21 protein-coding genes are annotated in these 23,067 nt (G+C 65.6%); 11 read left to right on the top strand and 10 right to left on the bottom strand.

What is annotated here, in order from left to right; translation table 11 throughout:
- Positions 1-63: 63 nt before the first annotated feature.
- From SB816_RS01625 to SB816_RS01615, 3 genes are all read right to left on the bottom strand, one after another.
- Positions 64-1,062 carry a Bug family tripartite tricarboxylate transporter substrate binding protein gene (locus SB816_RS01625; RefSeq protein ID WP_054504522.1) on the bottom strand — a complete coding sequence of 333 codons (999 nt, stop codon included), beginning with the start codon at positions 1,060-1,062 and terminating at the stop codon, positions 64-66.
- Positions 1,063-1,174: 112 nt separating this feature from the next.
- Entirely contained in the window at positions 1,175-2,551 is a 1,377-nt protein-coding gene (locus tag SB816_RS01620) for a sensor histidine kinase (protein ID WP_410546707.1), read from the bottom strand.
- 97 nt (positions 2,552-2,648) lie between these two features.
- Positions 2,649-3,326, bottom strand: a complete 678-nt coding sequence (locus tag SB816_RS01615; RefSeq protein WP_054504523.1) for a response regulator — start codon at positions 3,324-3,326, stop codon at positions 2,649-2,651.
- 492 nt (positions 3,327-3,818) lie between these two features.
- Between SB816_RS01615 and SB816_RS01610 the strand changes: the two genes are divergently transcribed.
- Complete coding sequence (locus SB816_RS01610; RefSeq protein ID WP_054504524.1) at positions 3,819-5,210, top strand: ClcB-like voltage-gated chloride channel protein; 1,392 nt, start codon at positions 3,819-3,821, stop codon at positions 5,208-5,210.
- A 252-nt stretch (positions 5,211-5,462) separates the two neighbouring features.
- Here the strand turns inward: SB816_RS01610 and SB816_RS01605 are convergent, their stop codons facing one another.
- Together SB816_RS01605 and mnmE are read right to left on the bottom strand one after the other, a co-directional pair.
- A complete protein-coding gene (locus SB816_RS01605) occupies positions 5,463-5,933 on the bottom strand; it encodes a GNAT family N-acetyltransferase (RefSeq protein WP_064527393.1) in 471 nt (156 codons plus the stop codon).
- Positions 5,934-5,938: 5 nt separating this feature from the next.
- A complete protein-coding gene (mnmE, locus tag SB816_RS01600) occupies positions 5,939-7,291 on the bottom strand; it encodes a tRNA uridine-5-carboxymethylaminomethyl(34) synthesis GTPase MnmE (protein ID WP_410546443.1) in 1,353 nt (450 codons plus the stop codon).
- Between the two features lie 115 nt (positions 7,292-7,406).
- On the opposite strand from mnmE, the gene SB816_RS01595 reads away from it, so the two are divergent.
- The 9 genes from SB816_RS01595 to SB816_RS01555 all read left to right on the top strand — a co-directional run bounded on the left by SB816_RS01595 (position 7,407) and on the right by SB816_RS01555 (position 16,569).
- The gene (locus SB816_RS01595) at positions 7,407-8,993 is read left to right on the top strand and encodes an ABC transporter substrate-binding protein (protein ID WP_049077332.1); all 1,587 of its coding nucleotides are present in this window, start codon (positions 7,407-7,409) and stop codon (positions 8,991-8,993) included.
- 22 nt (positions 8,994-9,015) lie between these two features.
- On the top strand, positions 9,016-9,990 hold the full coding sequence (locus tag SB816_RS01590; protein WP_006389548.1) for an ABC transporter permease: 975 nt from the start codon (positions 9,016-9,018) through the stop codon (positions 9,988-9,990).
- Positions 9,987-10,904 carry an ABC transporter permease gene (locus tag SB816_RS01585; protein ID WP_006389547.1) on the top strand — a complete coding sequence of 306 codons (918 nt, stop codon included), beginning with the start codon at positions 9,987-9,989 and terminating at the stop codon, positions 10,902-10,904. The genes SB816_RS01590 and SB816_RS01585 overlap by 4 nt, the downstream gene beginning before the upstream one ends.
- 11 nt (positions 10,905-10,915) lie before the next feature.
- Complete coding sequence (locus SB816_RS01580) at positions 10,916-11,911, top strand: ABC transporter ATP-binding protein (RefSeq protein ID WP_054504527.1); 996 nt, start codon at positions 10,916-10,918, stop codon at positions 11,909-11,911.
- Complete coding sequence (locus SB816_RS01575; RefSeq protein WP_081273599.1) at positions 11,908-12,924, top strand: ABC transporter ATP-binding protein; 1,017 nt, start codon at positions 11,908-11,910, stop codon at positions 12,922-12,924. The genes SB816_RS01580 and SB816_RS01575 overlap by 4 nt, the downstream gene beginning before the upstream one ends.
- A gap of 108 nt (positions 12,925-13,032) precedes the next feature.
- On the top strand, positions 13,033-14,235 hold the full coding sequence (locus SB816_RS01570; protein WP_144656236.1) for a M20 aminoacylase family protein: 1,203 nt from the start codon (positions 13,033-13,035) through the stop codon (positions 14,233-14,235).
- Between the two features lie 224 nt (positions 14,236-14,459).
- Positions 14,460-15,374 (top strand): TauD/TfdA dioxygenase family protein, encoded by a 915-nt coding sequence (locus SB816_RS01565; protein ID WP_144656239.1) that lies wholly within the window; start codon positions 14,460-14,462, stop codon positions 15,372-15,374.
- A 31-nt stretch (positions 15,375-15,405) separates the two neighbouring features.
- On the top strand, positions 15,406-15,570 hold the full coding sequence (locus SB816_RS01560) for a hypothetical protein (protein WP_162876564.1): 165 nt from the start codon (positions 15,406-15,408) through the stop codon (positions 15,568-15,570).
- Positions 15,571-15,642: 72 nt separating this feature from the next.
- Complete coding sequence (locus SB816_RS01555; protein WP_049077340.1) at positions 15,643-16,569, top strand: PLP-dependent cysteine synthase family protein; 927 nt, start codon at positions 15,643-15,645, stop codon at positions 16,567-16,569.
- A gap of 300 nt (positions 16,570-16,869) precedes the next feature.
- On the opposite strand, the gene SB816_RS01550 is transcribed toward SB816_RS01555, so the two are convergent.
- The 5 genes from SB816_RS01550 to rpmH form a co-directional block, all read right to left on the bottom strand.
- Positions 16,870-18,315 (bottom strand): catalase, encoded by a 1,446-nt coding sequence (locus SB816_RS01550; RefSeq protein WP_049077346.1) that lies wholly within the window; start codon positions 18,313-18,315, stop codon positions 16,870-16,872.
- Positions 18,316-18,582: 267 nt separating this feature from the next.
- A complete protein-coding gene (yidC, locus tag SB816_RS01545) occupies positions 18,583-20,271 on the bottom strand; it encodes a membrane protein insertase YidC (protein WP_410546442.1) in 1,689 nt (562 codons plus the stop codon).
- 48 nt (positions 20,272-20,319) lie between these two features.
- On the bottom strand, positions 20,320-20,643 hold the full coding sequence (yidD, locus tag SB816_RS01540; RefSeq protein ID WP_049077350.1) for a membrane protein insertion efficiency factor YidD: 324 nt from the start codon (positions 20,641-20,643) through the stop codon (positions 20,320-20,322).
- Positions 20,640-21,011, bottom strand: a complete 372-nt coding sequence (locus SB816_RS01535; RefSeq protein ID WP_026382422.1) for a ribonuclease P protein component — start codon at positions 21,009-21,011, stop codon at positions 20,640-20,642. The genes yidD and SB816_RS01535 overlap by 4 nt, the downstream gene beginning before the upstream one ends.
- A gap of 46 nt (positions 21,012-21,057) precedes the next feature.
- Positions 21,058-21,192 (bottom strand): 50S ribosomal protein L34, encoded by a 135-nt coding sequence (gene rpmH / locus SB816_RS01530; protein WP_003816025.1) that lies wholly within the window; start codon positions 21,190-21,192, stop codon positions 21,058-21,060.
- Positions 21,193-21,605: 413 nt separating this feature from the next.
- Between rpmH and dnaA the strand changes: the two genes are divergently transcribed.
- The gene (gene dnaA / locus SB816_RS01525) at positions 21,606-23,066 is read left to right on the top strand and encodes a chromosomal replication initiator protein DnaA (protein ID WP_049070320.1); all 1,461 of its coding nucleotides are present in this window, start codon (positions 21,606-21,608) and stop codon (positions 23,064-23,066) included.
- The last annotated feature ends 1 nt before the right edge of the window (position 23,067 follow it).

The following is a 23,067-nucleotide window of genomic DNA, read 5'->3' as shown; positions in this document are numbered from 1 at the left end:
CCAGGCCGGCGGCGCTGCGGGCGCGCTGGATGCGCGCGGCGGGATGGGAGAACGCCCTGCGGCTTACTTCTTGACCAGGCCGAAGGAGCCGGCCAGTTCGGCGTACTGCTTGACCTGCTGCTTCACGTAGGCGTCCAGGTCGGCGCCGGTCTTGTTGAAGGGGAACAGGCCCTGCTGTTCGCGCAGCTTGGCGAACTCGGGCGCTTCGGTGACGCGGTTGAAGGCGTTGACCCAGAACTGGTAGTCGGCATCCGACACCTTCGGGCCGACGTAGAAACCGCGGATGATGGGCCAGACGATGTCGTAGCCCTGCTCCTTCGCGGTCGGCACCGTGCCGAGCTTGCCCGGCAGGCGCTGATCGTTGAACACGGCCAGCACGCGGATCGGTGCGCCGCCCTCGAGCATGGTGAAGGCTTCCGCGGCATCGCCCATGTAAGCCTGGATATGGCCGCCACGCAGCGCCGTCACGGCCTCGCCGCCGCCTTCAAAGGCCACGAAGCGCATCTTTTTGAAATCGACCCCGGCCGCCTTGGCGGTCAGCGCGGCCTTCATCCAGTCCTGGCTGCCCACGGTGCCGCCGGCGCCCAGCACGATCTTGGTTGGATCCTGCTTGAAGGCGTCCATCAGGCTCTTGAGGTCGGTGTACGGCGAATCGTTGCGCACCACGGCCACGCCGTAATCGGTGCCGATGGCCGCCAGCCAGCGCACGTCGTCGACGTTGTACTTGCCGAACTTGCCTTGCGCCAGGTTCAACAACGAACCGCCCGAGAACGCCACGATGGTGCCGGGCTCGTTGGGATGCTGGGCCACGATGTTGTTGTAGGCCACGGCGCCGATGCCACCCGGCATGTAGACGATGCGCATGGCGCTCTTGAGCGCCCCGCTCTGCTTGAGGCCCTCGGTGGCCAGGCGGCAGGTCAGGTCGAAGCCGCCGCCGGGCTGGGCCGGCGCAATGCACTCGGGGCGGCGCGGTTCGTCGGCGGCATGGGCGGCGCCCAGGGAAAGGGTGATCGCGCCGAGCGCCGCGACGGCGGCCAGGCGCAGCTTGAGGCTGGTCTGCATTCTTGCGTCTCCGAATTTATAGGTCTAGGCATGGCTGGCGATCGGGGCGGTCTGCCGCCGGGTCGGGCTCCAGCGGATGCAACCGTACAAAATCGAAGCTTTCCAATACCTTTCAAAAACCGCTATTTTCCTGGTGCGGCGCAACATCGGACGCCATTTTCAGGGAAAACACCAACGCGGCGCGCAGGCCGGGCAAGGGCGTCCGGTTCTCCAGCACCAGGCGGGCCCCCAGCAGCCCGGCAATGGTGTCGACGATGGCCAGTCCGAGGCCGGCGCCGGGCTTGTTCTTGCCGGCCGCGCCGCGGCGAAAGCGGATGCCGGCCCGGGCGATGTCTTCGGCTGACATGCCGGGACCGCTGTCTTCCACGGCCAGGCTGGCCTGGCCGGAATCGCCGCGCACCACCACTGTGACCACGCCGCCGGGGGCGGTGTAGCGGATGGCATTGTCGACCAGGTTGCTGACCGCCTCGCGCAACAGCCAGTCCACGCCCTGGACCACGACCGGGTCGTCGGCGGCGTCCAGGCCGATGTCGATCTGCCGCGATCGGGCGGTCGGCAGCAGGGCCCGGATGACGCCATGGGCCAGTCCCACCAGGTCGACCGGCTCGGCCGCCAGGCCGCCTTCGGCCAGCGAGGCGTCTTTGGCGCGCGCCAGGGCGAGCATCTGGTTGGTGGTGCGTACCGCCCTGTCCAACCCGTCCTGCATCGCCAGAAGGGCTGTACGGACCTCCTGGGGGCATGTTTCGCGCAAGGCATAAGCCGTCTGGGTGCGCAAAACCGACAAAGGCGTGCGCAACTGGTGCGAGGCGTCGTCCAGGAACTGGCTCTGGACCCTCGCCTGAGCCGCGTAGCGGGCCATGTGGAGGTTTACGGCCGCCACCAGGGGTAGGACCTCACCTGGCATCTCCGACGCGCTGACGGGGCTTAAATCGTCCGCGGAACGCCTCTCCACTTCCTGCTTCAGGCGCTGCAGGGGGCGCAAGGCCATGAAAACCCCCAGGACGATCACCAGGACGCTGATCAGGATCACGGCCAGATCCCGCTCCACCGAGCGCACCAGCACCTGGTGCAGGAAGGCCTGGCGGCTCTCCAGGCCTTCGGCGACCTGGACTATAACCCGTCCCCCTTTGTTCGCGTAGAGCGGCGGGTTCATCGGCCTGGCCAGGGCGGCGACCCGTACCGGGGTGCCCAGGTAGGTCGCGTAGAAAAACTGGGCTTCGCCGGATTCCAGCGGCTGGGGCGGCATCGGCAGCCCGGGATGACCGATTTCGGCCAGCCCATCCTCGGTGGCCACGCGGTAGAACACGCTGCCATTGGCCGTCAGCTCGAAAAATTCCAGCATCAGGTACGGCTGCTCCATGGCTAATCCACCGCTGGCTGTGGATATGTTGTGGTCGATCGCGCGCAGCGCGCCAGCGAGCGACCGGTCATAGGCGATATCGACCTGGTTGCGCAACTGGTGGTTGGACAGCCAGAGCGCGCCGACCATCACCAGTACCAGGGTCGGGATCAACCACCAGAGCAACTGCGTTTTCAGGGTCCGGTTGCGGTTTTTTTTCCTGGAAACCGGGTTTTTTTCCGGAAAACTAGTTGTCAACAGCGTTCTCCAGGCAGTAGCCCATGCCGCGCATGGTGGTGATCTGGACGCCGGTTTCCGCCAATTTTTTGCGCAACCGGTGCACCAGCACCTCGATGGCTTCGAGGTTGATGTCGGCATCGTCGGTCACGATGCGATCCAGGATCTGCTGCTTGTTGATCGGTTCGCCGCTTTTCTGGATCAACACTCGCAGGACCGCGTGTTCACGTGGGGATAACTGCAAAGCCTGTCCGGAGACCGTGAATTTTTGCGCGGAAGTCTCGAAAACCAGGTTTCCCAGGGTGAGTCGCGGATGGTCGCGGCCACGGCTGCGGCGCACCAGTGCGATCAAGCGCGCTTCCAATTCTTCCACGACAAACGGTTTCGGCAGGAAATCGTCCGCGCCTTCGTGAAGTGTCCCGATTTTTTCGGCCAGCGAATCGCGCGCGGTCAAGACCAGCACCGGCGTACGGTCGTCGCGCGCGCGGATCTTCGCCAGCAAGGTATGGCCATCCATGCCGGGCAGTCCCAGGTCGAGGATGACCGCATCGAATTCTTCGACCGCCAGTCTTCTTTCGGCGACCAGACCGTCATCAGCCCAGTCGACCACGAAGCCCGCGTGCCGGGCCAGGCTTCTGGAGAGCCAGCGAGCAAGTTCGGCTTCGTCTTCTATGAGAAGGATGCGCATGGACGGAGTCCGGGGGGGCGTGGCTGGGAGGTGAGAGAAAGCATGTTTGTCTTTTCCCTGTATTTCTCTTTATATAAAGACTAATGATTAATAAGGCCTGTGGATAACTACCTTAACCTTGGAAACCTGTTTTTTTTCATCAGGTTGCGAGCGTTTTTGGCTGTGCAAGAACTCTGTGTGGGAAAAGAGCCGAAGTTGGACAAGATTTGGGAGTGGACCAAAAACCCCCGCTTGTTCAACTTGCCTCCACACAATGTGCACAACCTGCCGCCCTAGGAGTTATCCACAGCCCTTTTCTGCCGAACCGGGTCGGGAAGCGGCACTTTTACCCCGAAAAAACGCCCCTTGCCTACCCTGGTTTTCGCCCCTTTCCAGGCGCGTAAAGGCCTTTGGAGGCGTTGCGGGAATCGGCCATGTGAGGGGTGGCGTCCCCGTGCGGTTGACGTTGGGCTGAACAAAAAGTGAGCAGATTTCCGCCGTAGAATCCCGCCCATGGCACGACAACTCAGAATCAAGAAACCGGCCTGGGCGACCTGGCTGAGGGGCCGTTTGCTGGCCGACAACCTGCCCGCGACCTTGTGCGCGGCCGCGCTGATGGGACTGGCCGGCGCGCTGGCGACGGTGATCTTTCGCGAACTGCTCGGCGGGATCCAGATGGTCCTGGGCGGGGTCGATTCACCGCACGGGATGGTCTCGCTGGCGCGCGGAATGTCGCCCTGGGAACGGCTGCTGCTGCCGGCGGCCGGGGGCGCGATCGCGGGGTTGATTCTGCAGGCGGCCGCCCGGCGCCTGCCGCCGCGCGGGGCCGCCGACTATATGGAAGCGATCGCCATCGGCCGCGGCGTGATCGGCTTTCGCCAGACCGTGGCGCGCAGCATTTCTTCTTTGTTTTCAATCGGTTCGGGCGCATCGATTGGCCGCGAGGGACCGATGGTGCAGTTGGCGGCGATGTTCTCGTCGCTGTCGGGCCGCTATCTCGTCCTGCCGCCTCGCCATCTGCGGCTGCTGGTGGCCTGCGGCGCCACCGCCGGGATCACCGCCGCCTACAACGCGCCGATCGCCGGCGCGCTGTTCATTTCCGAGATCGTGTACGGCGCCATTTCCTCGGCGACGCTGGTGCCCCTGGTGGTGTCGTCGGTGGTCGCCAATATCGTGACGCGCCAGATCCTGCACTACGACGCGGTGTTCCACATGCCGCCGTTCGAGTTCGTGTCCGGCTGGGAGGTGGCCAATTACCTGGGGCTGGGCCTGATCGCCGGGGTGGTGGCGCCGCAGTTCCTGCGGTTTCTCGATGGGTCGAAGGCGTTGTTCCGCCGCCAGGCCCTGCCGTTGTGGGCCAAGATGGCGCTGGGCGGACTGGTGGTCGGCGCCCTGTCGGTCTTCAAACCCGAGGTCTGGGGCAATGGCTACAGCGTGGTCAACAGCATGTTGCACACGGAATGGGCCTGGCAGGCCGTGGCGGCGATCCTGCTGTTCAAGATCGTGGCCACCGGCGCCAGCGTCGGTTCCGGCGCGATCGGCGGCGTGTTCACGCCGACCTTGTTCGTGGGCGCGGCAGTGGGCGCGTTGTATGGGTCCGGCCTGCACGCGCTGTTTCCCGTCGGCGATCTGTCGGCCGTGTCCAGCTACGCGGTGGTGGGCATGGGGGCGCTGCTGGCGGCCACGACCTACGCGCCGCTGATGTCGATATTGATGATCTTCGAGATGACGTTGAGCTACGAGGTGATGTTGCCGTTGATGCTGGCGTGCATCACCGGCTTCGTGATCGCGCAACGCATCCGGCCGGATTCGGTGTACGCGAAATCGCTGGCCAGCAATCGCATTGCGCGCGAGACGTTGAAGGCGGCGCCGGTGCCGACGGCGGACAATGCGCGGGATTCCTGACCGGAGTTTTCGACAAAACCCCTTGAAAATAAGGGGTGAGCAAAAGCTCATATTTTTTATCGATGTTCTTCAATGATGCGCAGAGTGGCGTTCTTGAAGGAAGCTGGTTTGCCTGGATGTCATTGAAATCGAAAGGAATGGCCGTGAGGAACGGCTTCGACCAGTCGGGAAGGAAGGGGCCCGGATTGATCGCGATAGGCGGGTTGGGATTTTTTCCAATAAGTGAGTTATTGCTCGCTTATTGTGGATCGGTCAATCCAGGCTTTTAGTCATGAATACGCGCTTCAGGCCGATCTCTTCGGCGCGATGCGTTTCGACATAGCCGTAGCGGTGATAGATGGCGATGTTCTCGCTCATCGCCTCCTGCGTGTAGAGCCGGATGCGGCGATACCCGGCCCGCCGCGCCGCGATTTCCGCCCATTGCATCAACGCGCGGCCATAGCCGCGCCCTTGCGCGCCAGGCGACACCGCCACATTGTCGAGCAACAGGCAATCCGCTTCGCGCACCAGGACCAGCACGGCCTGGATGCCGGTCTCGTCTTCCAGCACCTGCGTCTGGCCCTGCGCGATGCGCAGGTGGTAATCGTCGCGCATCGGTCCCGGCGTGGCGCCGATGCGCGCCACGTAATGACGGTAGGCGTCGTGGACGATGCGTTCGACCGCCGCCAGATCATCGACCGTCGCCAGGCGGATCCGGTGAGGTGTGCTGGCGGGAGCGGCCATGAGCGCTACTTCCCGATGCAGAAGCTCGAGAAGATCTCGCCCAGCAAATCGTCGCTGGTGAACTTCCCGGTGATGCTCGACAGGCTGTCATGCGCCAGCCGCAATTCCTCGGCGAACAGGTCCAGCACGCGGTCGTCCTGTTCGGCGTGCTCGGCCGCCAGCGCCAGGTGATCGGCGGCGTCCTGCAGCGCGTGCAGGTGCCGTTCGCGCGCCAGCCAGGGCGATTCGGCGCCGGGGTTCCAGCCGGCGATGCGCAGCAATTCGGCGCGCAGCGCGTCCAGGCCGGCGCCGCGCTTGGCGGAAATGCCGAGTTCGCCGGGGCCCGCGGTAAATGCTGCGGATAACAGGTCCACCTTGTTGAAAACCTTCAACACCGGCGTGCGCGGCGGCAGGCGCGCGGTGATCTGCGCGTCCAGTTCGTCGCCCGGCTGGGTGGCGTCCTGCAGGTGCAGGATGACGTCGGCGCGTTCGATTTCCTGCCAACTGCGGGCGATGCCGATGCTCTCCACCGTGTCTTCGGTTTCGCGCAGGCCGGCGGTGTCGACGATGTGCAGCGGCACGCCGTCGATATGGATCTGCTGCACCACTTTGTCGCGCGTGGTGCCCGCAATCGGGGTGACGATGGCGACGTCGTCGCCGGCCAGCGCGTTCAGCAGGCTCGACTTGCCGACGTTGGGCTGGCCCGCCAGCACCACGTGCAGGCCTTCGCGCAGGATCACGCCCTGGCGTGCCTGGGCGATGAGATGACCGAGGTCGCCGGCCAGCTTTTCCAGCGTGGGGCGCGCCTGGTATTTCTCGAGAAAGTCGATTTCCTCTTCGGGGAAATCGAGCGTGGCCTCGACCAGCATGCGCAGGTGGATGATGCGGTCTGACAGGTCGTTGACGCGCGCCGAGAAGTCGCCCGACAGCGAGGCCATGGCGCCGCGCGCGGCCGCCACCGACGAGGCTTCGATCAGGTCGGCGACCGCTTCGGCCTGCGCCAGATCCATGCGGTCATTGAGGAACGCGCGGCGGGTGAACTCACCCGGTTCGGCCAGCCGCAGCCCGAGGTCGCGGCCCGCCGCCAGGCAACTGTCGAGCACGCGGCGCAGCACGGCGGGGCCGCCGTGGCCTTGCAGTTCGAGCACGTCTTCGCCGGTGTAGGAATGCGGCCCCTTGAAGTACAGCGCGATGCCTTCGTCGAGCAGCTCGCCATCGACCGCCTTGAACGGCAGATAGTGCGCGTGGCGCGGCGTGAGTTCGCGCTGGAACAGGCGACGCACCAATTCGGACAGGTCCGCACCAGAAACGCGCACGACGCCGATGCCGCCTCTTCCGGGGGCGGTGGCAATGGCGGCGATGGGGGCGTGGGTGGACATATCGGGGATAACGCGAAGCAAGGACAATAGGGGAATATAACTGTTGCGCGGGGCCTTGTTTGCTGGTTAAGGTGCGCCAGAGGTTTAAAACCCGAAACATCCCTGGGAGATCATGATGGCATCTCGGTTTTCGCGTGCGTTGGCCTGTGGTTCGGTAGCGGTTCTATTGGCCTTCGGCACCCTCAATTCGGCGCTGGCGCGCGATCTGGTGATCGGGCTGAAGACCGAGCCATCGTCGATGGATCCGCAGTATCACGCGCTGACGCCGAACACCCAGATCTCCCAGACCATCTTCGATACGCTGGTGGCCACCGACGCGCAGCTCAAGCCGGTGCCGGCGCTGGCCGAATCCTGGACCGTCGATGGCAAGGTGTGGACCTTCAAGCTGCGGCCTGGCGTCAAGTTCTCCGATGGGTCGCCGTTCACGGCCGACGACGTGGTCTTCACCTACGACCGCGTGCCCAAGGTGCCGAACAGCCCCTCGCCGTTCACGCTGTATCTGGGCTCGGTAGCCAAGGCCGAGGCGGTGGATCCGATGACCCTGCGTATCACCACCAAGGAAGTGGCGCCGAACCTGCTGGTGAACTTGGCGCAACTGCCCATCATGTCGAAGAAGGCGGCCTCCGGCCCCGCGGCCGAAGGCAAGACCACCACGGAATTGAACAGCGGCGACGGCCTCATCGGCACCGGTCCCTACAAGTTCGTGTCGTGGAAGCGCGGCGCCGAATTCGTGCTGGCGCGCAATGAAAACTACTGGGGCAAGAAGCCCGTGTGGGACAAGGTGATCTATCGCCCGATCAGCAATGCCGCGGCGCGTGTGGCCGCCCTGCTGGCCGGTGACGTCGACATGATCGAGGATCCCCCGACCGATGACCTGCCCAAGCTCAAGGGCGACAAGAAGCTGTACGTCGAAGAGACGCCGTCGGTGCGCGTGGTGTACGTGGCGCTGGACCAGTACGCCGAGCCCTCGCCCGGCATCCAGGGCACCGACAAGAATCCGTTGAAAGACAAGCGCGTGCGCGAAGCGCTGTCGCTGGCGATCAACCGCGATGCGCTGGTCGAGCGCGTGATGGGAGGCGTGGCGCTGCCCGCCGGCAACCTGCTGCCCTACCCCATGTTCGGTTCCAGCAAGGAACACTCCAAGGCGCCCAAGGCCGATGTCGAAAAGGCCAAGGCGCTGTTGAAGGAAGCGGGCTATCCCAACGGTTTCTCGATCACGCTGGGCTCGCCCTCGGGCCGCTACGTCAACGACTCCAAGGTGGCGCAGGCGATCGCCTCGATGTGGACCCGCGTGGGCGTGAAGACCAGCGTCGACGCCATGGCGCCGCCGGTGTTCTTCAAGAACCGCGACAGCTATGCGTTCTCGGCCTATCTGGCCGGCTGGTCGGTGACCAGCGGCGAGATGTCGAACGCGCTGACTTCGCTCCTGGTGACGCGCAATCCGGAAGCCGGCCTGGGCACCACCAACCGCAGCCGCTACTCGAATCCCAAGATGGACGAGCTGGTCAAGGAAGCCTCGTCCACCATGGATGACGCCAAGCGCGCCGAGCTGTTGTCCAAGGCCAGCAACATCGCCATGGATGATTTCGCGATGCTGCCGGTGCACTTCGAACTGTCGGTGTGGGCGATGAAGAACGACATCCGCTACCAGGGCCGTCCCGACCAGGTCACGCTGGCGCAGTTCGCAACGCTGAAGAAGTGACGCGCGTCGCGGGCGGTATCCAGTGCTAGCGACAATCGTACGAAGACTGCTGCAAACCATCGTCGTCATGCTGGTCATGTCGGCGCTGGTCTTCGCCGGCATCTACATGGTCGGCGATCCGGTATCGATGCTGGCCAGTCCGGAGGCCACCGAGGCGCAGCGCGCGGCCATCCGCGCCTCGCTTGGCCTGGACCTGCCGCTGTGGCGGCAGTACCTGATCTTCATGGGCCAGGCGGTGCGCGGCGATTTCGGCAATAGCTTCCTGACCGGCGAGCCGGCCATGCGCCTGATCCTGGAGCGCATGCCGGCCACCGTCGAGCTGGCCTGTGTGGCCATGCTGCTGTCGGTGCTGATCGGGGTGCCGCTGGGCATCATCGCAGGACTCAAGCCCAAGGCGGCCGGCTCGCGCGCCATCATGACGGGATCGGTGCTGGGATTCTCGCTGCCCAATTTCTGGGTGGGCCTGATGCTCATCATGGTGTTCGCGGTGATGCTGGGCTGGGTGCCTGCCGGCGGCCGCGGCCAGACCGTCAGCATCGGTTCGCTGCAGTTGAGCGTGCTGACGTTGGACGGCTGGCTGAGCCTGGCGCTGCCGGCCGCCACCATCGCCTTCGCCAAGTGCGCCATGATCATCCGCGTGACGCGCGCCGCCACGCGCGAGGCGCTGCCGATGGACTACATCAAGTTCGCGCGCGCCAAGGGCCTGTCGGAAAAGCGTGTGCTGGGCGTGCATCTGCTCAAGAACATCCTGATCCCGGTGGTCACCGTGGCGGGCCTGGAGTTCGGCCAGGTGATGGCCTTCGCGGTGGTGACCGAGACGGTGTTCTCGTGGCCCGGCATGGGCAAACTGCTGATCGATTCCATCATCAACCTGGACCGGCCGGTGGTGGTGGCGTACCTGCTGCTGATCGTGTTCTTCCTTGTGATGCTGAACCTCGTGGTGGACATCATCTATACGGTGCTGGATCCCCGCGTACGCCTGGATAGCCGCCGATGACCGCCCCCGTGACTGCTGCCGTACCCGCCGCCGCCAGGGAACAGACGCCGTGGCGCCGTTTCGTGGGCGATTTCTTCGCCAGCAAGCTGGCCACGCTGGGCCTGGTGATGCTGGTGCTGATCGTCGGCGCCGCCTTGCTGGCGCCGTGGATCGCGCCGCAGAATCCGTATGACCTGGCATCGCTGGACATCATGGATTCCAAGCTCAAGCCCGGCAGCGAAAGCGGCGACGGCAGCATGCATTACTGGCTGGGCACCGATGGCCAGGCGCGCGACCTGTTGTCGGCGATCCTGTACGGCATGCGCACCAGCCTGCTGGTGGCCACCGTGTCGGTGCTGGCGGCCTTCGGCATCGGCGCCACCGTGGGGCTGATCGCGGCGTACTTTGGCGGGCGCATCGACGCGCTGCTGATGCGCATTGTGGATATCCAGTTGTCGTTCCCGGCGATCCTGGTGGCGTTGATGCTGCTGGCGATCCTGGGCAAGGGTGTGGATAAGGTGATCATCGCGCTGATCGTGGTGCAGTGGGCCTATTTCGCCCGCGCCGCGCGCGGCGCCGCATTGGTCGAACGCGGCAAGGAATACGTCGAGGCGGCGCGCTGCATGTCGCTGTCGTGGGGGCGGGTACTGTTCCGCCACGTGCTGCCCAACTGCATGCCGCCGCTGATCGTGATCGCCACCATCGACCTGGCGCACGCCATCGCGCTGGAAGCCACGCTATCGTTCCTGGGCGTGGGCGTGCCGGTGACCGAGCCGTCGCTCGGCATGCTGATCTACAACGGCTTCGAGTACCTGCTGTCGGGCCAGTACTGGATCTCGTTCTTCCCCGGCATCGCGCTGGCGCTGGCCATCATCGCCATCAACCTGGTGGGGGACCACCTGCGCGATGTGCTCAACCCGCGCCACGCGAACTGAGGGCGGACGCGATGCAGATACAAGCTGTGGAAAAGTCGCCGGTCCTCGATGTGCGCGGACTGAAGACGCATTTCTTCACCCGCAACGGCGTGGTCAAGGCAGTCGATGGCGTCGACCTGACGCTGGCCGAGGGCGAGATCCTGGGGCTGGTGGGTGAATCCGGCTCGGGCAAGAGCATCACCGGCTTCTCGCTGATGGGCCTGCTGGACGAGCCCGGCCGCATCGTCGAGGGCGAACTGCGCCTGAACGGCGAGGACCTGCGCGGCGCGTCGCCGGCGCGCTGGCGGCAACTGCGGGGCCAGGAGATCGCCATGATCTTCCAGGACCCGATGATGACGCTGAACCCGGTGCTGCGCGTCGATACGCAGATGATCGAAGCGGTGCAGGCGCACCACAAAGTATCGCGCGAACAGGCGCGTGAACGCGCCCTGCAGACGCTGACGATGGTCGGCATTCCGTCGCCGCAGGAACGCCTGCGCACCTATCCGCACCAGTTGTCCGGCGGCATGCGGCAACGCGTGGCGATCGCGATCGCGCTGCTGAATTCGCCGCGCGTCATCATCGCCGATGAGCCCACCACGGCTCTGGACGTGACCATCCAGGGGCAGATCCTGTTCGAAGTGCAGAAGCTGTGCCGCGAGACCGGCACCGGCCTGGTGTGGATCACCCACGACCTGGCGGTGGTGGCGGGCCTGGCTGACCGCGTGTCGGTGATGTACGCCGGCCGCGTGGTCGAGACCGGCAGCACGCGCGACGTCATCAGCCATCCGATGCATCCCTACACCCACGGCCTGATTGCCTCGATTCCGACGCCGGAATCGCGCGGCCGGCCGCTGGTGCCGATTCCCGGCATGACGCCGTCGTTGCTCAATCTGCCGCAGGGCTGTGCGTTCCGCGGGCGTTGCCCGCGCGCCAGCGAGGCCTGTCTGACCGAACCGCAGCCCGTGGAAGTGCGCCCGTCGCAATGGGTGCGCTGCTGGCATGCCGGCGCGCCGGAGGTCCAATGAACGCCGCCGATCGCAACGCCGCTCCCATCCTGTCGCTGCGCGGCGTGGAGCTGCGCTTCACGCAACACGTGGACCTGGCCGGCCGCATCGCCAACCTGCTGGGCGCGGGTTTGAAGACGCAGGTGGTGCACGCCGTGGCCGGCGTGGACCTGGACGTGCAGCCGGGCGAGGTCATCGGCATTGTCGGCGAATCCGGCTGCGGCAAATCGACGCTGGGTCGCATCGTCTCGGGCATCCTGCCGCCCTCTTCCGGTGAGGTGCACTACCAGGGCCAGGCGGTGAAGGCCATGGCGGGCCCGCAGCGGCGCGCCTACGAGCTGGGCGTGCAGATGATCTTCCAGGACCCTTACGCCTCACTAAATCCGCGCATGCGGGTGCGCGAGATCATCGGCGAGGCGCCGGTGGCGCACGGCCTGATCCGCGCGCGCGACAAGGCCGAGTACGTCGCCGGCCTGATGCGCCAGGTGGGGCTGGACCCGGCGTTCGCGCAGCGTTATCCACACCAGTTCTCGGGCGGCCAGCGCCAGCGCATCGGCATCGCGCGGGCGCTGGCGCTCAAGCCTTCGGTGATCGTGTGCGACGAGGCCGTGGCGGCGCTGGACGTGTCGATCCAGGCGCAGGTGCTGAACCTGTTCGAGCAACTGCGCGACGAGCTGGACCTGACGTATCTGTTCATCAGCCACAACCTGAGCGTGGTCAGCCACATCTCGGATCGCGTCGCCATCATGTACCTGGGCCGCGTGGTCGAGCTGGCGCCGACCGACACCGTGTTCCAGCGTGCCAACCATCCGTACACGCAGGCGCTGCTCAAGGAGTTGCCGACGCTCACGCCGGGGCGCCGCAGCTACCAGCCGATCAAGGGCGAGCTGCCGTCGCCGCTGGATCCGCCGGGCGGCTGCGCCTTCCATCCGCGCTGTCCCCAGGCGATGCCGCGCTGCAAGACCGAACGGCCGTTGCTGCGCGAGGTGGCGCCGATGCAGTTCAGCGCCTGCCACCTGAACGACGCGCGCTAGCGCCAATCCGTAACAACGCTGGACGCGGCCGGCGACGGGCGCGAGAATTTTCCGATACCCTGTCATACGACATCCGTTCTCTTCTCTCCCTTCCGCCTATCCATCGCCATGAAAACCCTAGCCGAAATCGAACGCGCCCACGGTGAACTGACCGAACTGCGCCGTGACATCCACGCCCATCCCGAACTGGCCTTCGAGGAAACGCGCACCTCCAACCTGGTGGCCGAGCGCCTGCGCCAATGGGGGCTGGAAGTCCACACGGGGCTGGGGAAAACCGGCGTGGTCGGCGTGCTGCGCGGCGGCAGCGGCGGCAAGACCATCGGCCTGCGCGCCGACATGGACGCGCTGCCCATGCCCGAGCACAACCGCTTCGCGCACAAGTCCACCATCAGCGGCCGCATGCACGGCTGCGGCCACGACGGCCACACCACGATGCTGCTGGGCGCGGCGCAATACCTGTCCAAGCATCGCGATTTCGACGGCACCGTGGTGTTCATCTTCCAGCCGGCCGAGGAAGGCGGCAACGCCGGCGCGCGCGCCATGATGCAGGACGGCCTGTTCGACAAATTCCCCTGTGACGCGGTGTTCGGCATCCACAACATGCCCGGCATGCCGGTCAACCAGTTCGGCTTTCGCGCCGGTCCCACCATGGCGTCGAGCAACCGCTGGGACATCGTCATCAAGGGCGTGGGCGGCCACGCCGCGCAGCCGCATGCGTCGGTCGACCCGATCATCGTCGCGGCCGACATGGTGCATGCGCTGCAGACGGTGATCTCGCGCAGCAAGAATCCGCTGGAGCAAGCGGTGCTGTCGATCACGCAAATCCATGCCGGCGACGCCTACAACGTGATTCCCGGCGAAGCGGTGCTGCGCGGCACCGTGCGCACCTATTCGGTCGAGGTGCTCGACAAGATCGAGGAAGACATGCGCCGCATCGCCACCACGCTGCCGCAGGTGTATGGCGGCACCGGCACGCTGGACTTCGTGCGCGCCTATCCGCCGCTGGTGAACTGGGACAAGGAAACCGCGTTTGCCGCGCAGGTGGCCGAGGACACCTTCGGCGCCGAGAACGTGGTGCGCGACATGCCGCCCTTCATGGGCGCCGAGGACTTTTCCTTTTTCCTGGAAGCCCTGCCCGGCACCTATCTGTTCCTGGGCAACGGCGACGGCGACCATCGCATGGAGAGCTATCACGGCATGGGGCCGTGCCAGTTGCACAATCCGAACTACGACTTCAATGACGCGCTCCTGCCGGTCGGCGCGACGTATTGGGTCAAGCTGGTCGAGGCCTACCTGCCCAAGCACAAGTAGCGCGCCACGGCGCTTCAGGCATGCGGTTATTTGCTTATGCGCCTTGCCGCCACAAACCGCCCGCTTGCCCCGGGCGGTTTTTCTATATGACGCCAGGCTTTGTTCAAACGCCGATAACTTCGTTTGAGATACAAGGCGCGCTTTCCATAATCGGTCATTCCTGATCCATCCGCGGATGGATCTCAGCGCCGGCGGCAACGCCGCCACGCCAACCGGAGTGACCGATGTCCCAGAGCAACGCCGTGCGGCGCGAAGAGGCCGCCCCCGTCCCGCCGCCCCCGGCCGCGCTGGCGTTCGAGCTGCGGCCGCTGGCGGGCCCCGTGGGCGCCGAGCTCATCGGCCTGGACCTGGGCCGCGAGCTGTCGTCCGCCGATTTCAAGCGCGTGCACCAGGCGCACCTGGACCACCACCTGCTGGTGTTCCGCGATCAGCGCATCACGCCGCGGCAGCACATCGACTTCAGCCGCCGCTTCGGGCCGCTGATGATCCACGTGCTGCACCAGTTCCACCTGGCCAATCATCCCGAGATCCTGATCGTCTCCAACATCGTCGAGAACGGCAAGCCGGTCGGCCTGGGCGATGCGGGCAAGTACTGGCATTCGGACATCTCGTACAAGGAACTGCCCAGCCTGGGCTCGCTGCTGCATGCGCAGGAATTGCCTGCGCAAGGCGGCGACACGCTGTTCGCCAACATGCACCTGGCCTATGACACCCTGCCCGCCGCATTGCGCAACGCCGTCGAGGGCAAGCGCGCGGTGCATTCGTACCTGGCCAAGTACGGCCAGTTGCAGAAGGAAGGCAACTGGCGGCCCAACCTGAGCGCGCAGCAGGTGGCGCAGGTGCAGGCGGTATCGCATCCGGTGGTGCGCACCCATCCCGAGAATGGCCGCCGCGCCCTGTTCGTGAGCGAAGGCTTCACTACCCACATCGAAGGCCTGCCGGAGGACGAGAGCCGGCAATTGCTGGACGAACTGTTCGCGCACAGCGTGCGGCCCGAACACATCTACCGTCACCGCTGGCAGCCGCACGATCTGGTGTTCTGGGACAACCGCTCGCTGATCCACCTGGCGGGCGGCACGCCGGATCATCTGCGCCGCAAGCTGTACCGCACCACCATCGAAGGCGACGTGCCGTTTTAGGCCGGCCCGCGACTTATCCACAAGGAACGCCATGCGTCTGTCTCCTGAACTGCGCGAACGATTGATCCGCACCGTCACGGCGGCGGGCGTGGCATTGGCGCTGGCCGTCGTGGCCCTGGCCTCGCCCACGCCCGCGCTGGCCGCCCCGTCCATCGACAGCGTCCGCGCCGATCTGTGGATATCCCAGCATCCCTAAAATAGTCCGGTACGCATCGACCGCGCCTTCGGCATCCCACGGATGCGCGCGGTTGCGCCTATCGGACTCGACATGCTGGCAACCTCTTCCATTGAACTCATCGGCAACACCCCCCTGATCACGTTGAGCCGGGCGCACGACGGTCCCGGCCGAATCGTGGCCAAGGCCGAATTCCTGCAACCGGGCGGCAGCGTCAAGGATCGCGCCGCCAAGGCCATCCTGCTGGCCGCGCGCGCCGATGGCCGCCTGGCGCCCGGCATGCCGGTGGTGGAGATGACCAGCGGCAACATGGGGGCGGGCCTGGCCGTGGCCTGCGCCGCGCTGGGGCATCCGCTGGTGGTCACCATGTCGGCGGGCAACAGCCCGGCCCGCGCCCGCATGCTGGAAGGACTGGGCGCCGAGGTGGTGCTGGTGCCGCAGGTCGATGGCGCCCCCGGGCAGGTCACCGGCGCCGACGTCCAGGCGGCGGCCGAGGTGGCGGCGGCTTTGGCGCGCGAACGCGGCGGCTTCTACGTCGACCAGTTCAACGCCGTCGAATGCATGGCCGCGCACGAAAGCGGCACCGGCCGCGAAATCCTGCAACAGCTTGGCGCGCCCGTGGACGGCTGGGTCGCGGCCGTCGGCACCGGCTGCACCTTCATGGGCGTGGCGCGCGCGCTCAAGGCGGCCAGCGCCGCCACCGTTTGCGCGGCGGTCGAGCCGCTGGGCTGCGAAGTGCTGGCCGGCGCGCCGGTGACCAAGGCGCGCCACCTGATCCAGGGCACCAGCTATGGCGCGGTGCCGCCGCACTGGGATCCGTCCCTGATGGACCTGAGCATTGCGGTCACCGACGACGAGGCGCAGGAATGGCGGCGCCTGCTGGCCGTGCGCGAGGGCCTGTACGTGGGTTATTCCGCCGCCGCCAATGTATGCGCGGCCGCCAGGCTGCTGCGCTCGGGTCGGCTGCGTGCGGACGCGACGGTGGCCACGGTGCTGTGCGATACGGGCCTGAAATACTAGCAAGCGGGTTTTCCACAGCATGCCCGGGCAAGACTATCCACAGCCCTGTGAAAATCCTGTGGATTGCCTGTGAATTGGCTGTGGACGAATGGGGATAACTTTTTCCGGCCCTGCTGTGGAAAAGTCGCTTGCGGCGGTTTCCGGAGCAAAGCGCAGGCGATAAACGCGACCGCCGCCAGGGGAACAAGCCGTGAAGGCCGGCGAAAAGCGCTCGACAGACATAGAAATCGGGCGGCCCGCGGGCCGCCCGATGTGTATTGCGCGGGGTGTCGGCCGCGCGTGGACGCGGCCCTTACCGCCTTACAGCTTCAGCCCCAGCGCCTTGGCCACGCCCGCCGCGTAGGCCGGATCGGCCTTGCGGAAGTGTTCCAACTGGCGGCGCTGGATTTCCTCGGGCACGCCGGCCATGTGGCGGCCGATGTTGCCGAACAGCAGTTCCTGCTGCGCCGGCGTCATCAGGCGGAACAGCGCGCCCGGCTGCGAGTAGTAGTCGTCATCGACGCGGTGGTTCCAGCGCGCGGCGGCCTGGCCGTCCAGCGGCAGCGGCGGTTCGCCGGCCGACGGGGTTTCCTTCCATTCACCCGCGCTGTTGGGTTCGTAGTTGAGCGTGCCGCCGACATTGCCGTCGACCCGGCCCGCGCCGTCGCGGTGATAGCTGTGGAACGGGCAGCGCGGCGCGTTCACCGGGATCTGGTGATGGTTGATGCCCAGGCGGTAGCGGTGCGTGTCACCGTAGGAGAACAGGCGGCCCTGCAGCATCTTGTCCGGCGAGAAGTCGATGCCGGGCACCACGTTGGCGGGCGTGAAGGCGGCCTGCTCGACCTCGGCGAAGTAGTTCTCCGGGTTTTTGTTCAGTTCCAGCACGCCCACTTCGATCAGCGGGTAATCGCCGTGCGGCCACACCTTGGTCAGATCGAACGGATTGATGTGATAGGTCTCGGCTTCGGCCGCGGGCATGATCTGCACCTTCAGCGTCCACTTCGGGAAGTTGCCTTGCTCGATGTTGTCGAACAGGTCGCGCTGCGAGCTCTCGCGATCGTGGGCCACGACCTGCGCGGCTTCCTCGTCGGTCAGACAGGCGATGCCCTGCTGCGACTTGAAGTGGAATTTCACGTAGAAGCGTTCGCCTTCGGCGTTGACGAAGCTGAAGGTGTGCGAGCCGAAGCCATGCTGCTGGCGCAGGTTGGCCGGAATGCCGCGGTCGCTCATCAGGATGGTGACCTGGTGCAGCGATTCGGGGCTGAGCGACCAGAAATCCCAGGCCGCCGTGGCGCTGCGCAGGTTGGTCTTGGGGTCGCGCTTCTGGGTGTGGATGAAGTCGGGGAACTTGAGCGGGTCGCGGATGAAGAACACCGGGGTGTTGTTGCCCACCAGGTCCCAGTTGCCTTCGTCGGTGTAGAACTTGATGGCGAAGCCGCGCACGTCGCGCTCGGCGTCGGCGGCGCCGCGTTCGCCGGCCACGGTCGAAAAACGCAGGAACAACGGAGTCTGCTTGCCGACCTTGGAGAAGATGCTGGCGCGGGTGTACTTGGTGATGTCGTGGGTGACGGTGAAGGTGCCGTAGGCGCCCGAGCCCTTGGCGTGCACCACGCGTTCGGGGATGCGTTCACGGTCGAAATGGGCGAGCTTTTCTATCAGCCAGAAGTCCTGCAACAGCGCCGGGCCGCGCGGACCGGCGGTCAGGGTGTTGGTGTTGTCGGCCACCGGGGCGCCCGAGGCGGTGGTCAGATGCTTCTTGTCGGTCATGGACACACTCCCTACGTAATTCCTGGAATGCGCGGCGCCGGGGCCGCGCAGCGTGATCGGATACCGCCCGGGACATTGCCGGCCGGGGGATATCTCCGACACATCATAGGGGTCAATGTTTGCAGTGTGAAGTTGATTGATCTATAAAATTTGATTGAAAATAACTATCACAAGCGCGACTTCCAGCCCATCGGCGCCAAACCCCTCGCAACGGGGACGAAAAAAAACCGGCCCCTGGGGGCCGGCTTTTCATGGCGCGAACGGGAATCAGCGGTTGGCCGCGGCTTCCGTCTTGCGCTGCATGGCGCGGGTGATGGACCACTGCTGCGCGATCGACAAGGTGTTGTTGACGCACCAGTAGAGCACCAGGCCGGCCGGGAAGAAGAACATCATCCCGCCGAACACCAGCGGCATGATCATCATGACCTTGGCCTGGACGGGGTCCGGCGGCGTCGGGTTCAGTTTGATCTGCAGGAACATGGTGGCCATCATGATGGCGGGCAGAATGAAGTACGGGTCGCGGATCGACAGGTCGTGCACCCACAGGATCCACGGCGCGCCGCGCATTTCCACGCTGGCCAGCAGCACCCAGTACAGCGAGATGAACACCGGGATCTGCACCACCATCGGCAGGCAGCCGCCCAGCGGATTGATCTTCTCGGTGCGGTACATCTCCATCATGGCCGCGTTGAGCTTCTGCTTGTCGTCGCCGTACTTTTCCTTCAGGGCCTGCAGGCGCGGGGCGACCTGCTTCATGCGGGCCATGGAACGGTAGCTGGCGGCGGCCAGGGGGTAGAACAGCGCCTTGATCAGCACGGTCAGGGCGACGATGGTCCAGCCCCAGTTGCCCAGGATGGAATGCAGCCAGGTCATCAGCGTGAACAGCGGCTTGGCGATGATGGTCAGCCAGCCGTAGTCGACCACCAGTTCCAGGCCGGGGGCGAGCGCCGCCATGGCTTTCTGGTCCTGCGGGCCGACCCACAGGTGCGAATCGACGCGGGCGGCGGCGCCCGGGGCGATCTCGCCGACGGCTTCGATGGTGCGGGCGGCGTACAGGTTCTTCTGCACTTCCAGCACTTCGTTGTTGCGCGGCTTGCCTTGCGGCGGCACCCAGGCGGTGGCGAAGTAGTGCTGCACCACGGCGATCCAGCCGTTGTCCGCCTGCTTGATGTAGTTGGCCTTCTTCTTCTCGATGTCGGCGAAGGTCATCTTCTGGAACTTGTCCTGTTCCGAGTAGACGGCAATGCCGGTGAACGTGTGATAGAAGCTGGAGGTATCGGCCGGATCGTTGCCGTCGCGCTCGAGCTGCAGGTACAGCGCCGGCGTCACGGGGGCGGCGCCGACGTTGGCCAGGTCGTGGCGCACGTCGATGTCATAGCGGCCGCGATGCAGCGTGAAGGTCTTGGTGACCTTGACGCCACCCGATTCGGCTTCGAACGCCACCACCAGGCTGTCGCCGGTCATCTGGCGGTCGGTCGAGACCACGCGGAACGGCGTCTGGTGGGTGGGGAAATTCTGGCCGTTGGTGGCGCCGACCACGCCGGTCTGGGCAACGTAGTTCAGGCCCGCGGTGCGGTCCAGCAGCACGGTGGGCTTGTCGGGCTGGCCGGTGGCCGGGTACTTCAGCAGCTCGGCGCGCACCAGTTGGGCGCCCAGCGTGTCGAAGGTCAGGCGCAGCACGTCGGTGGTGACGACCACTTCTTCCGAGCGCGTCGGCACCGGCGCGGCGGCGCCAGGCACGGCCGAAGGCGCGGCGGTGGCGGTCGCGGGCGGCGCATTGGGCACCGAGGGCGTCGCGTTGTTCGCGGCGGCCGGCGTGCCGTTGGCGGTCGTGCTGGCCGTGGGCGTGGGCGCCCCGAACAACGACGGTTTGCCGTTATGGATCTGCCAGTTGTTCCAAAGGAGCAACAGCGAGAAGGAGAAAATCATCCAGAGGACGGTTCGTCGGATATCCATGGTGCCTACTGAAGTGAATACGGGCCAGCAAAGCCCGCCAGTTTAGCGTCAATCATGCTCGGTGCGGTGGCCATGGGAGCAGCAGGCCCCGCGCTTGGTTCCCTTGTCGGCGGGAACCGGGTCCCAGCCGCCGGGCGACCAGGGGTGGCAGCGGCCAATGCGTCGCAGCATCAGCCAGAAGCCGCGCCAGGGTCCGTGGCGCTCGATCGCCTCGATCGCGTACGCCGAGCAGGTCGGGGTGAAGCGGCATTGCCGGCCGATCCAGGGACTCAGGAAAAACCTGTAGAACCGGATCGGGGCAATGAGGATTGCGGCCCCCACGGAACGCCCGCGCTGCGCGCGGCCTGCCTGCCGGGGGGATGGGCCGTTCATCGCGCGATCCGCTCGAAGTGAGCGTCCGCTTCGGCCCGGGCCGCCTGTTTCAGCGCGGTGAGCGTGGCGGGCGTTACCTTGCTGTGCAGCCGGACGACGTAGTCTTTCGCCGGCAACCCCAGCCGCCGGTGGCGGAACGCCTCGCGGATGACCCGCTTGAGGGCGTTGCGCGTGGTGGCGTGGGCGGCGAAGCGCTTGGCGATCACCAGGCCCAGCCGGGCACAGGGAGCCTGGCCGGGGGGCAGATCGTTGGAAGCGGCGCTCACAACGAAAAACGCCCCTCGGGCCAGACGCCGGCCTTTGAGGGCGGCGGCGAACTCGGAGGGGCGATGCAGCCGCGCCTCCGGCGGAAGCGTGGCGCGCGGCATGGACTGCGGGTCAGGCGTGGGTCAAGTGTCTGCGCGACAGCGAGACTTAGACGGCCAGACGCTTGCGGCCCTTGGCGCGGCGAGCGTTCAGGATGGCGCGGCCAGCGCGGGTCTTCATGCGCACGCGGAAACCATGGGTGCGCTTGCGGCGGGTAACGGAAGGTTGGTAGGTGCGTTTCATGGACGATCCACAAAAAGAACAAAAGTCAGAAGGGACCTGCCCGGAGGGTTCCTGGTCGCAAATCCGGTAGCGGGTATCTAGTAAGCGTTTCGCTGCGAATCGCATGTGATATGCGGATTCGCTGGCAAAGACAGGCTTGTAGACGGGGCTCTGGTCCGGGCAATACCCGGGCGACCTATTCAGCAAGGCACAGTTCCGGGGGCGGGGTAAGTGTAACCATTACCCTATTACCCGTGTGAACCTGGGCCTTCTGCGAAACCTTCTGACAGACAGAATTCGGAAAAGCCCACCATTTCAGCAAGTTTTCCCTGTCTTGTCAAACAGTTAAGGGGGCAGATTGTGCACGCCCATGCCCTACCCTGTGGATAACCCGTGCCCAGGCAAGGTAGAATCGAGGTTTGAATAAGAGCGACATGAAAGAATTCTGGCAGACCTGCGTCAGTCGTCTTGAGCAGGAACTCCCCCCCCAACAAATCAGCGCGTGGATACGACCGCTGGTCCCGCTTGCGTATGACGAAACGCAGGCGGTGCTGCGCGTTGCCGCCCCCAACCGGTTCAAGCTGGACTGGGTGCGCAAGAACTTCTCCCACCAGATCGAAGCGTTGGCCGCGGAGTGGTTCGAGCGTCCGGTACAGGTCCTGTTCGAATTGCCCACGCAAGGCGCCACCCCGCGCATGCCGGTGGCGCCGGTGCGCGCGCAGCCGCCCGTGCAGACCGCGCCTTCGGCCGCCGCGCCCCTGGGCGGCGCGCCACCGCCAGGCATGCCGGCGCAGCCCGCCGCGCCCGCCCCCGTCGCGACCACCGCGGCGGCCGCGGCCGTGAACGCGGACGCCGCCAACATCGTGTACGAGCGCTCGCGCCTGAACACCGACCTGACGTTCGAGAACTTCGTGACGGGTAAGGCCAACCAGTTGGCGCGCGCCGCCGCGCTGCAGGTGGCCGAGAACCCGGGCACGTCGTACAACCCGCTGTTCCTGTACGGCGGCGTGGGCCTGGGCAAGACCCACCTGATCCACGCCATCGGCAACGCCATGGTGGCGGCGGGCACCGGGGTGCGCGTGCGCTACGTGCATGCCGACCAGTACGTGTCCGACGTGGTCAAGGCGTACCAGCGCAAGGCGTTCGATGACTTCAAGCGCTACTACCATTCGCTCGACCTGCTGCTGATCGACGATATCCAGTTCTTCTCCGGCAAGAACCGCACGCAGGAAGAATTCTTCTATGCGTTCGAAGCGATGGTGGCGCAGCGCAAGCAGATCATCATCACCAGCGATACCTATCCGAAGGAACTGTCGGGCATCGACAGCCGCCTGATCTCGCGCTTCGATTCCGGCCTGACGGTCGCGATCGAGCCGCCCGAACTCGAAATGCGCGTGGCGATCCTGCTGCGCAAGGCCGAGTCCGAGGGCGTGCCGATGCCCGAGGAAGTGGCGTTCTTCATCGCCAAGCACCTGCGCAGCAACGTGCGCGAACTCGAAGGCGCGTTGCGCAAGGTGCTGGCCTACGCTCGCTTCCATGGCCGCGACGTGCTCACCGTGGACGTCTGCAAGGAAGCCTTGAAGGATCTGCTGTCCGTGTCCAACGGCCAGATCACCGTCGAGAACATCCAGAAGACGGTGGCGGATTTCTACAAGATCAAGGTGGCCGACATGTATTCGAAACGCCGGCCGGCCAATATCGCTTTGCCGCGCCAGGTCGCCATGTACCTGGCCAAGGAGCTGACCCAGAAAAGCCTGCCGGAAATCGGCGATCTGTTCGGTGGCCGTGACCACACCACCGTGCTGCACGCCGTACGCAAGATTTCCGACGCCCGCGCCAAGCAAGCGGAGCTCAACCATACCCTGCACGTGTTGGAACAAACTCTAAAAGGATGAC

It is taken from the genome of Achromobacter sp. SIMBA_011, assembly GCF_046535435.1.
In the GTDB taxonomy this organism is placed as follows: Bacteria; Pseudomonadota; Gammaproteobacteria; order Burkholderiales; family Burkholderiaceae_B; genus Achromobacter; species Achromobacter dolens.
This window is presented reverse-complemented; position numbering and strand designations above follow the sequence as displayed.

Bases quoted from the DNA above. Each gene is read 5' to 3' on its own strand.
- SB816_RS01625 (WP_054504522.1), bottom strand. From the start codon at position 1,062: ATGCAGACCAGCCTCAAGCTGCGCCTGGCCGCCGTCGCGGCGCTCGGC.
- yidC (WP_410546442.1), bottom strand. From the start codon at position 20,271: ATGGATATCCGACGAACCGTCCTCTGGATGATTTTCTCCTTCTCGCTG.
- SB816_RS01565 (WP_144656239.1), top strand. From the start codon at position 14,460: ATGTCCCAGAGCAACGCCGTGCGGCGCGAAGAGGCCGCCCCCGTCCCG.
- SB816_RS01575 (WP_081273599.1), top strand. From the start codon at position 11,908: ATGAACGCCGCCGATCGCAACGCCGCTCCCATCCTGTCGCTGCGCGGC.
- SB816_RS01580 (WP_054504527.1), top strand. From the start codon at position 10,916: ATGCAGATACAAGCTGTGGAAAAGTCGCCGGTCCTCGATGTGCGCGGA.
- SB816_RS01595 (WP_049077332.1), top strand. From the start codon at position 7,407: ATGGCATCTCGGTTTTCGCGTGCGTTGGCCTGTGGTTCGGTAGCGGTT.
- SB816_RS01560 (WP_162876564.1), top strand. From the start codon at position 15,406: ATGCGTCTGTCTCCTGAACTGCGCGAACGATTGATCCGCACCGTCACG.
- SB816_RS01535 (WP_026382422.1), bottom strand. From the start codon at position 21,011: ATGCCGCGCGCCACGCTTCCGCCGGAGGCGCGGCTGCATCGCCCCTCC.
- SB816_RS01555 (WP_049077340.1), top strand. From the start codon at position 15,643: ATGCTGGCAACCTCTTCCATTGAACTCATCGGCAACACCCCCCTGATC.
- SB816_RS01615 (WP_054504523.1), bottom strand. From the start codon at position 3,326: ATGCGCATCCTTCTCATAGAAGACGAAGCCGAACTTGCTCGCTGGCTC.
- mnmE (WP_410546443.1), bottom strand. From the start codon at position 7,291: ATGTCCACCCACGCCCCCATCGCCGCCATTGCCACCGCCCCCGGAAGA.
- dnaA (WP_049070320.1), top strand. From the start codon at position 21,606: ATGAAAGAATTCTGGCAGACCTGCGTCAGTCGTCTTGAGCAGGAACTC.
- SB816_RS01605 (WP_064527393.1), bottom strand. From the start codon at position 5,933: ATGGCCGCTCCCGCCAGCACACCTCACCGGATCCGCCTGGCGACGGTC.
- yidD (WP_049077350.1), bottom strand. From the start codon at position 20,643: ATGAACGGCCCATCCCCCCGGCAGGCAGGCCGCGCGCAGCGCGGGCGT.
- SB816_RS01585 (WP_006389547.1), top strand. From the start codon at position 9,987: ATGACCGCCCCCGTGACTGCTGCCGTACCCGCCGCCGCCAGGGAACAG.
- SB816_RS01620 (WP_410546707.1), bottom strand. From the start codon at position 2,551: ATGGTCGGCGCGCTCTGGCTGTCCAACCACCAGTTGCGCAACCAGGTC.
- SB816_RS01570 (WP_144656236.1), top strand. From the start codon at position 13,033: ATGAAAACCCTAGCCGAAATCGAACGCGCCCACGGTGAACTGACCGAA.
- SB816_RS01550 (WP_049077346.1), bottom strand. From the start codon at position 18,315: ATGACCGACAAGAAGCATCTGACCACCGCCTCGGGCGCCCCGGTGGCC.
- SB816_RS01610 (WP_054504524.1), top strand. From the start codon at position 3,819: ATGGCACGACAACTCAGAATCAAGAAACCGGCCTGGGCGACCTGGCTG.
- rpmH (WP_003816025.1), bottom strand. From the start codon at position 21,192: ATGAAACGCACCTACCAACCTTCCGTTACCCGCCGCAAGCGCACCCAT.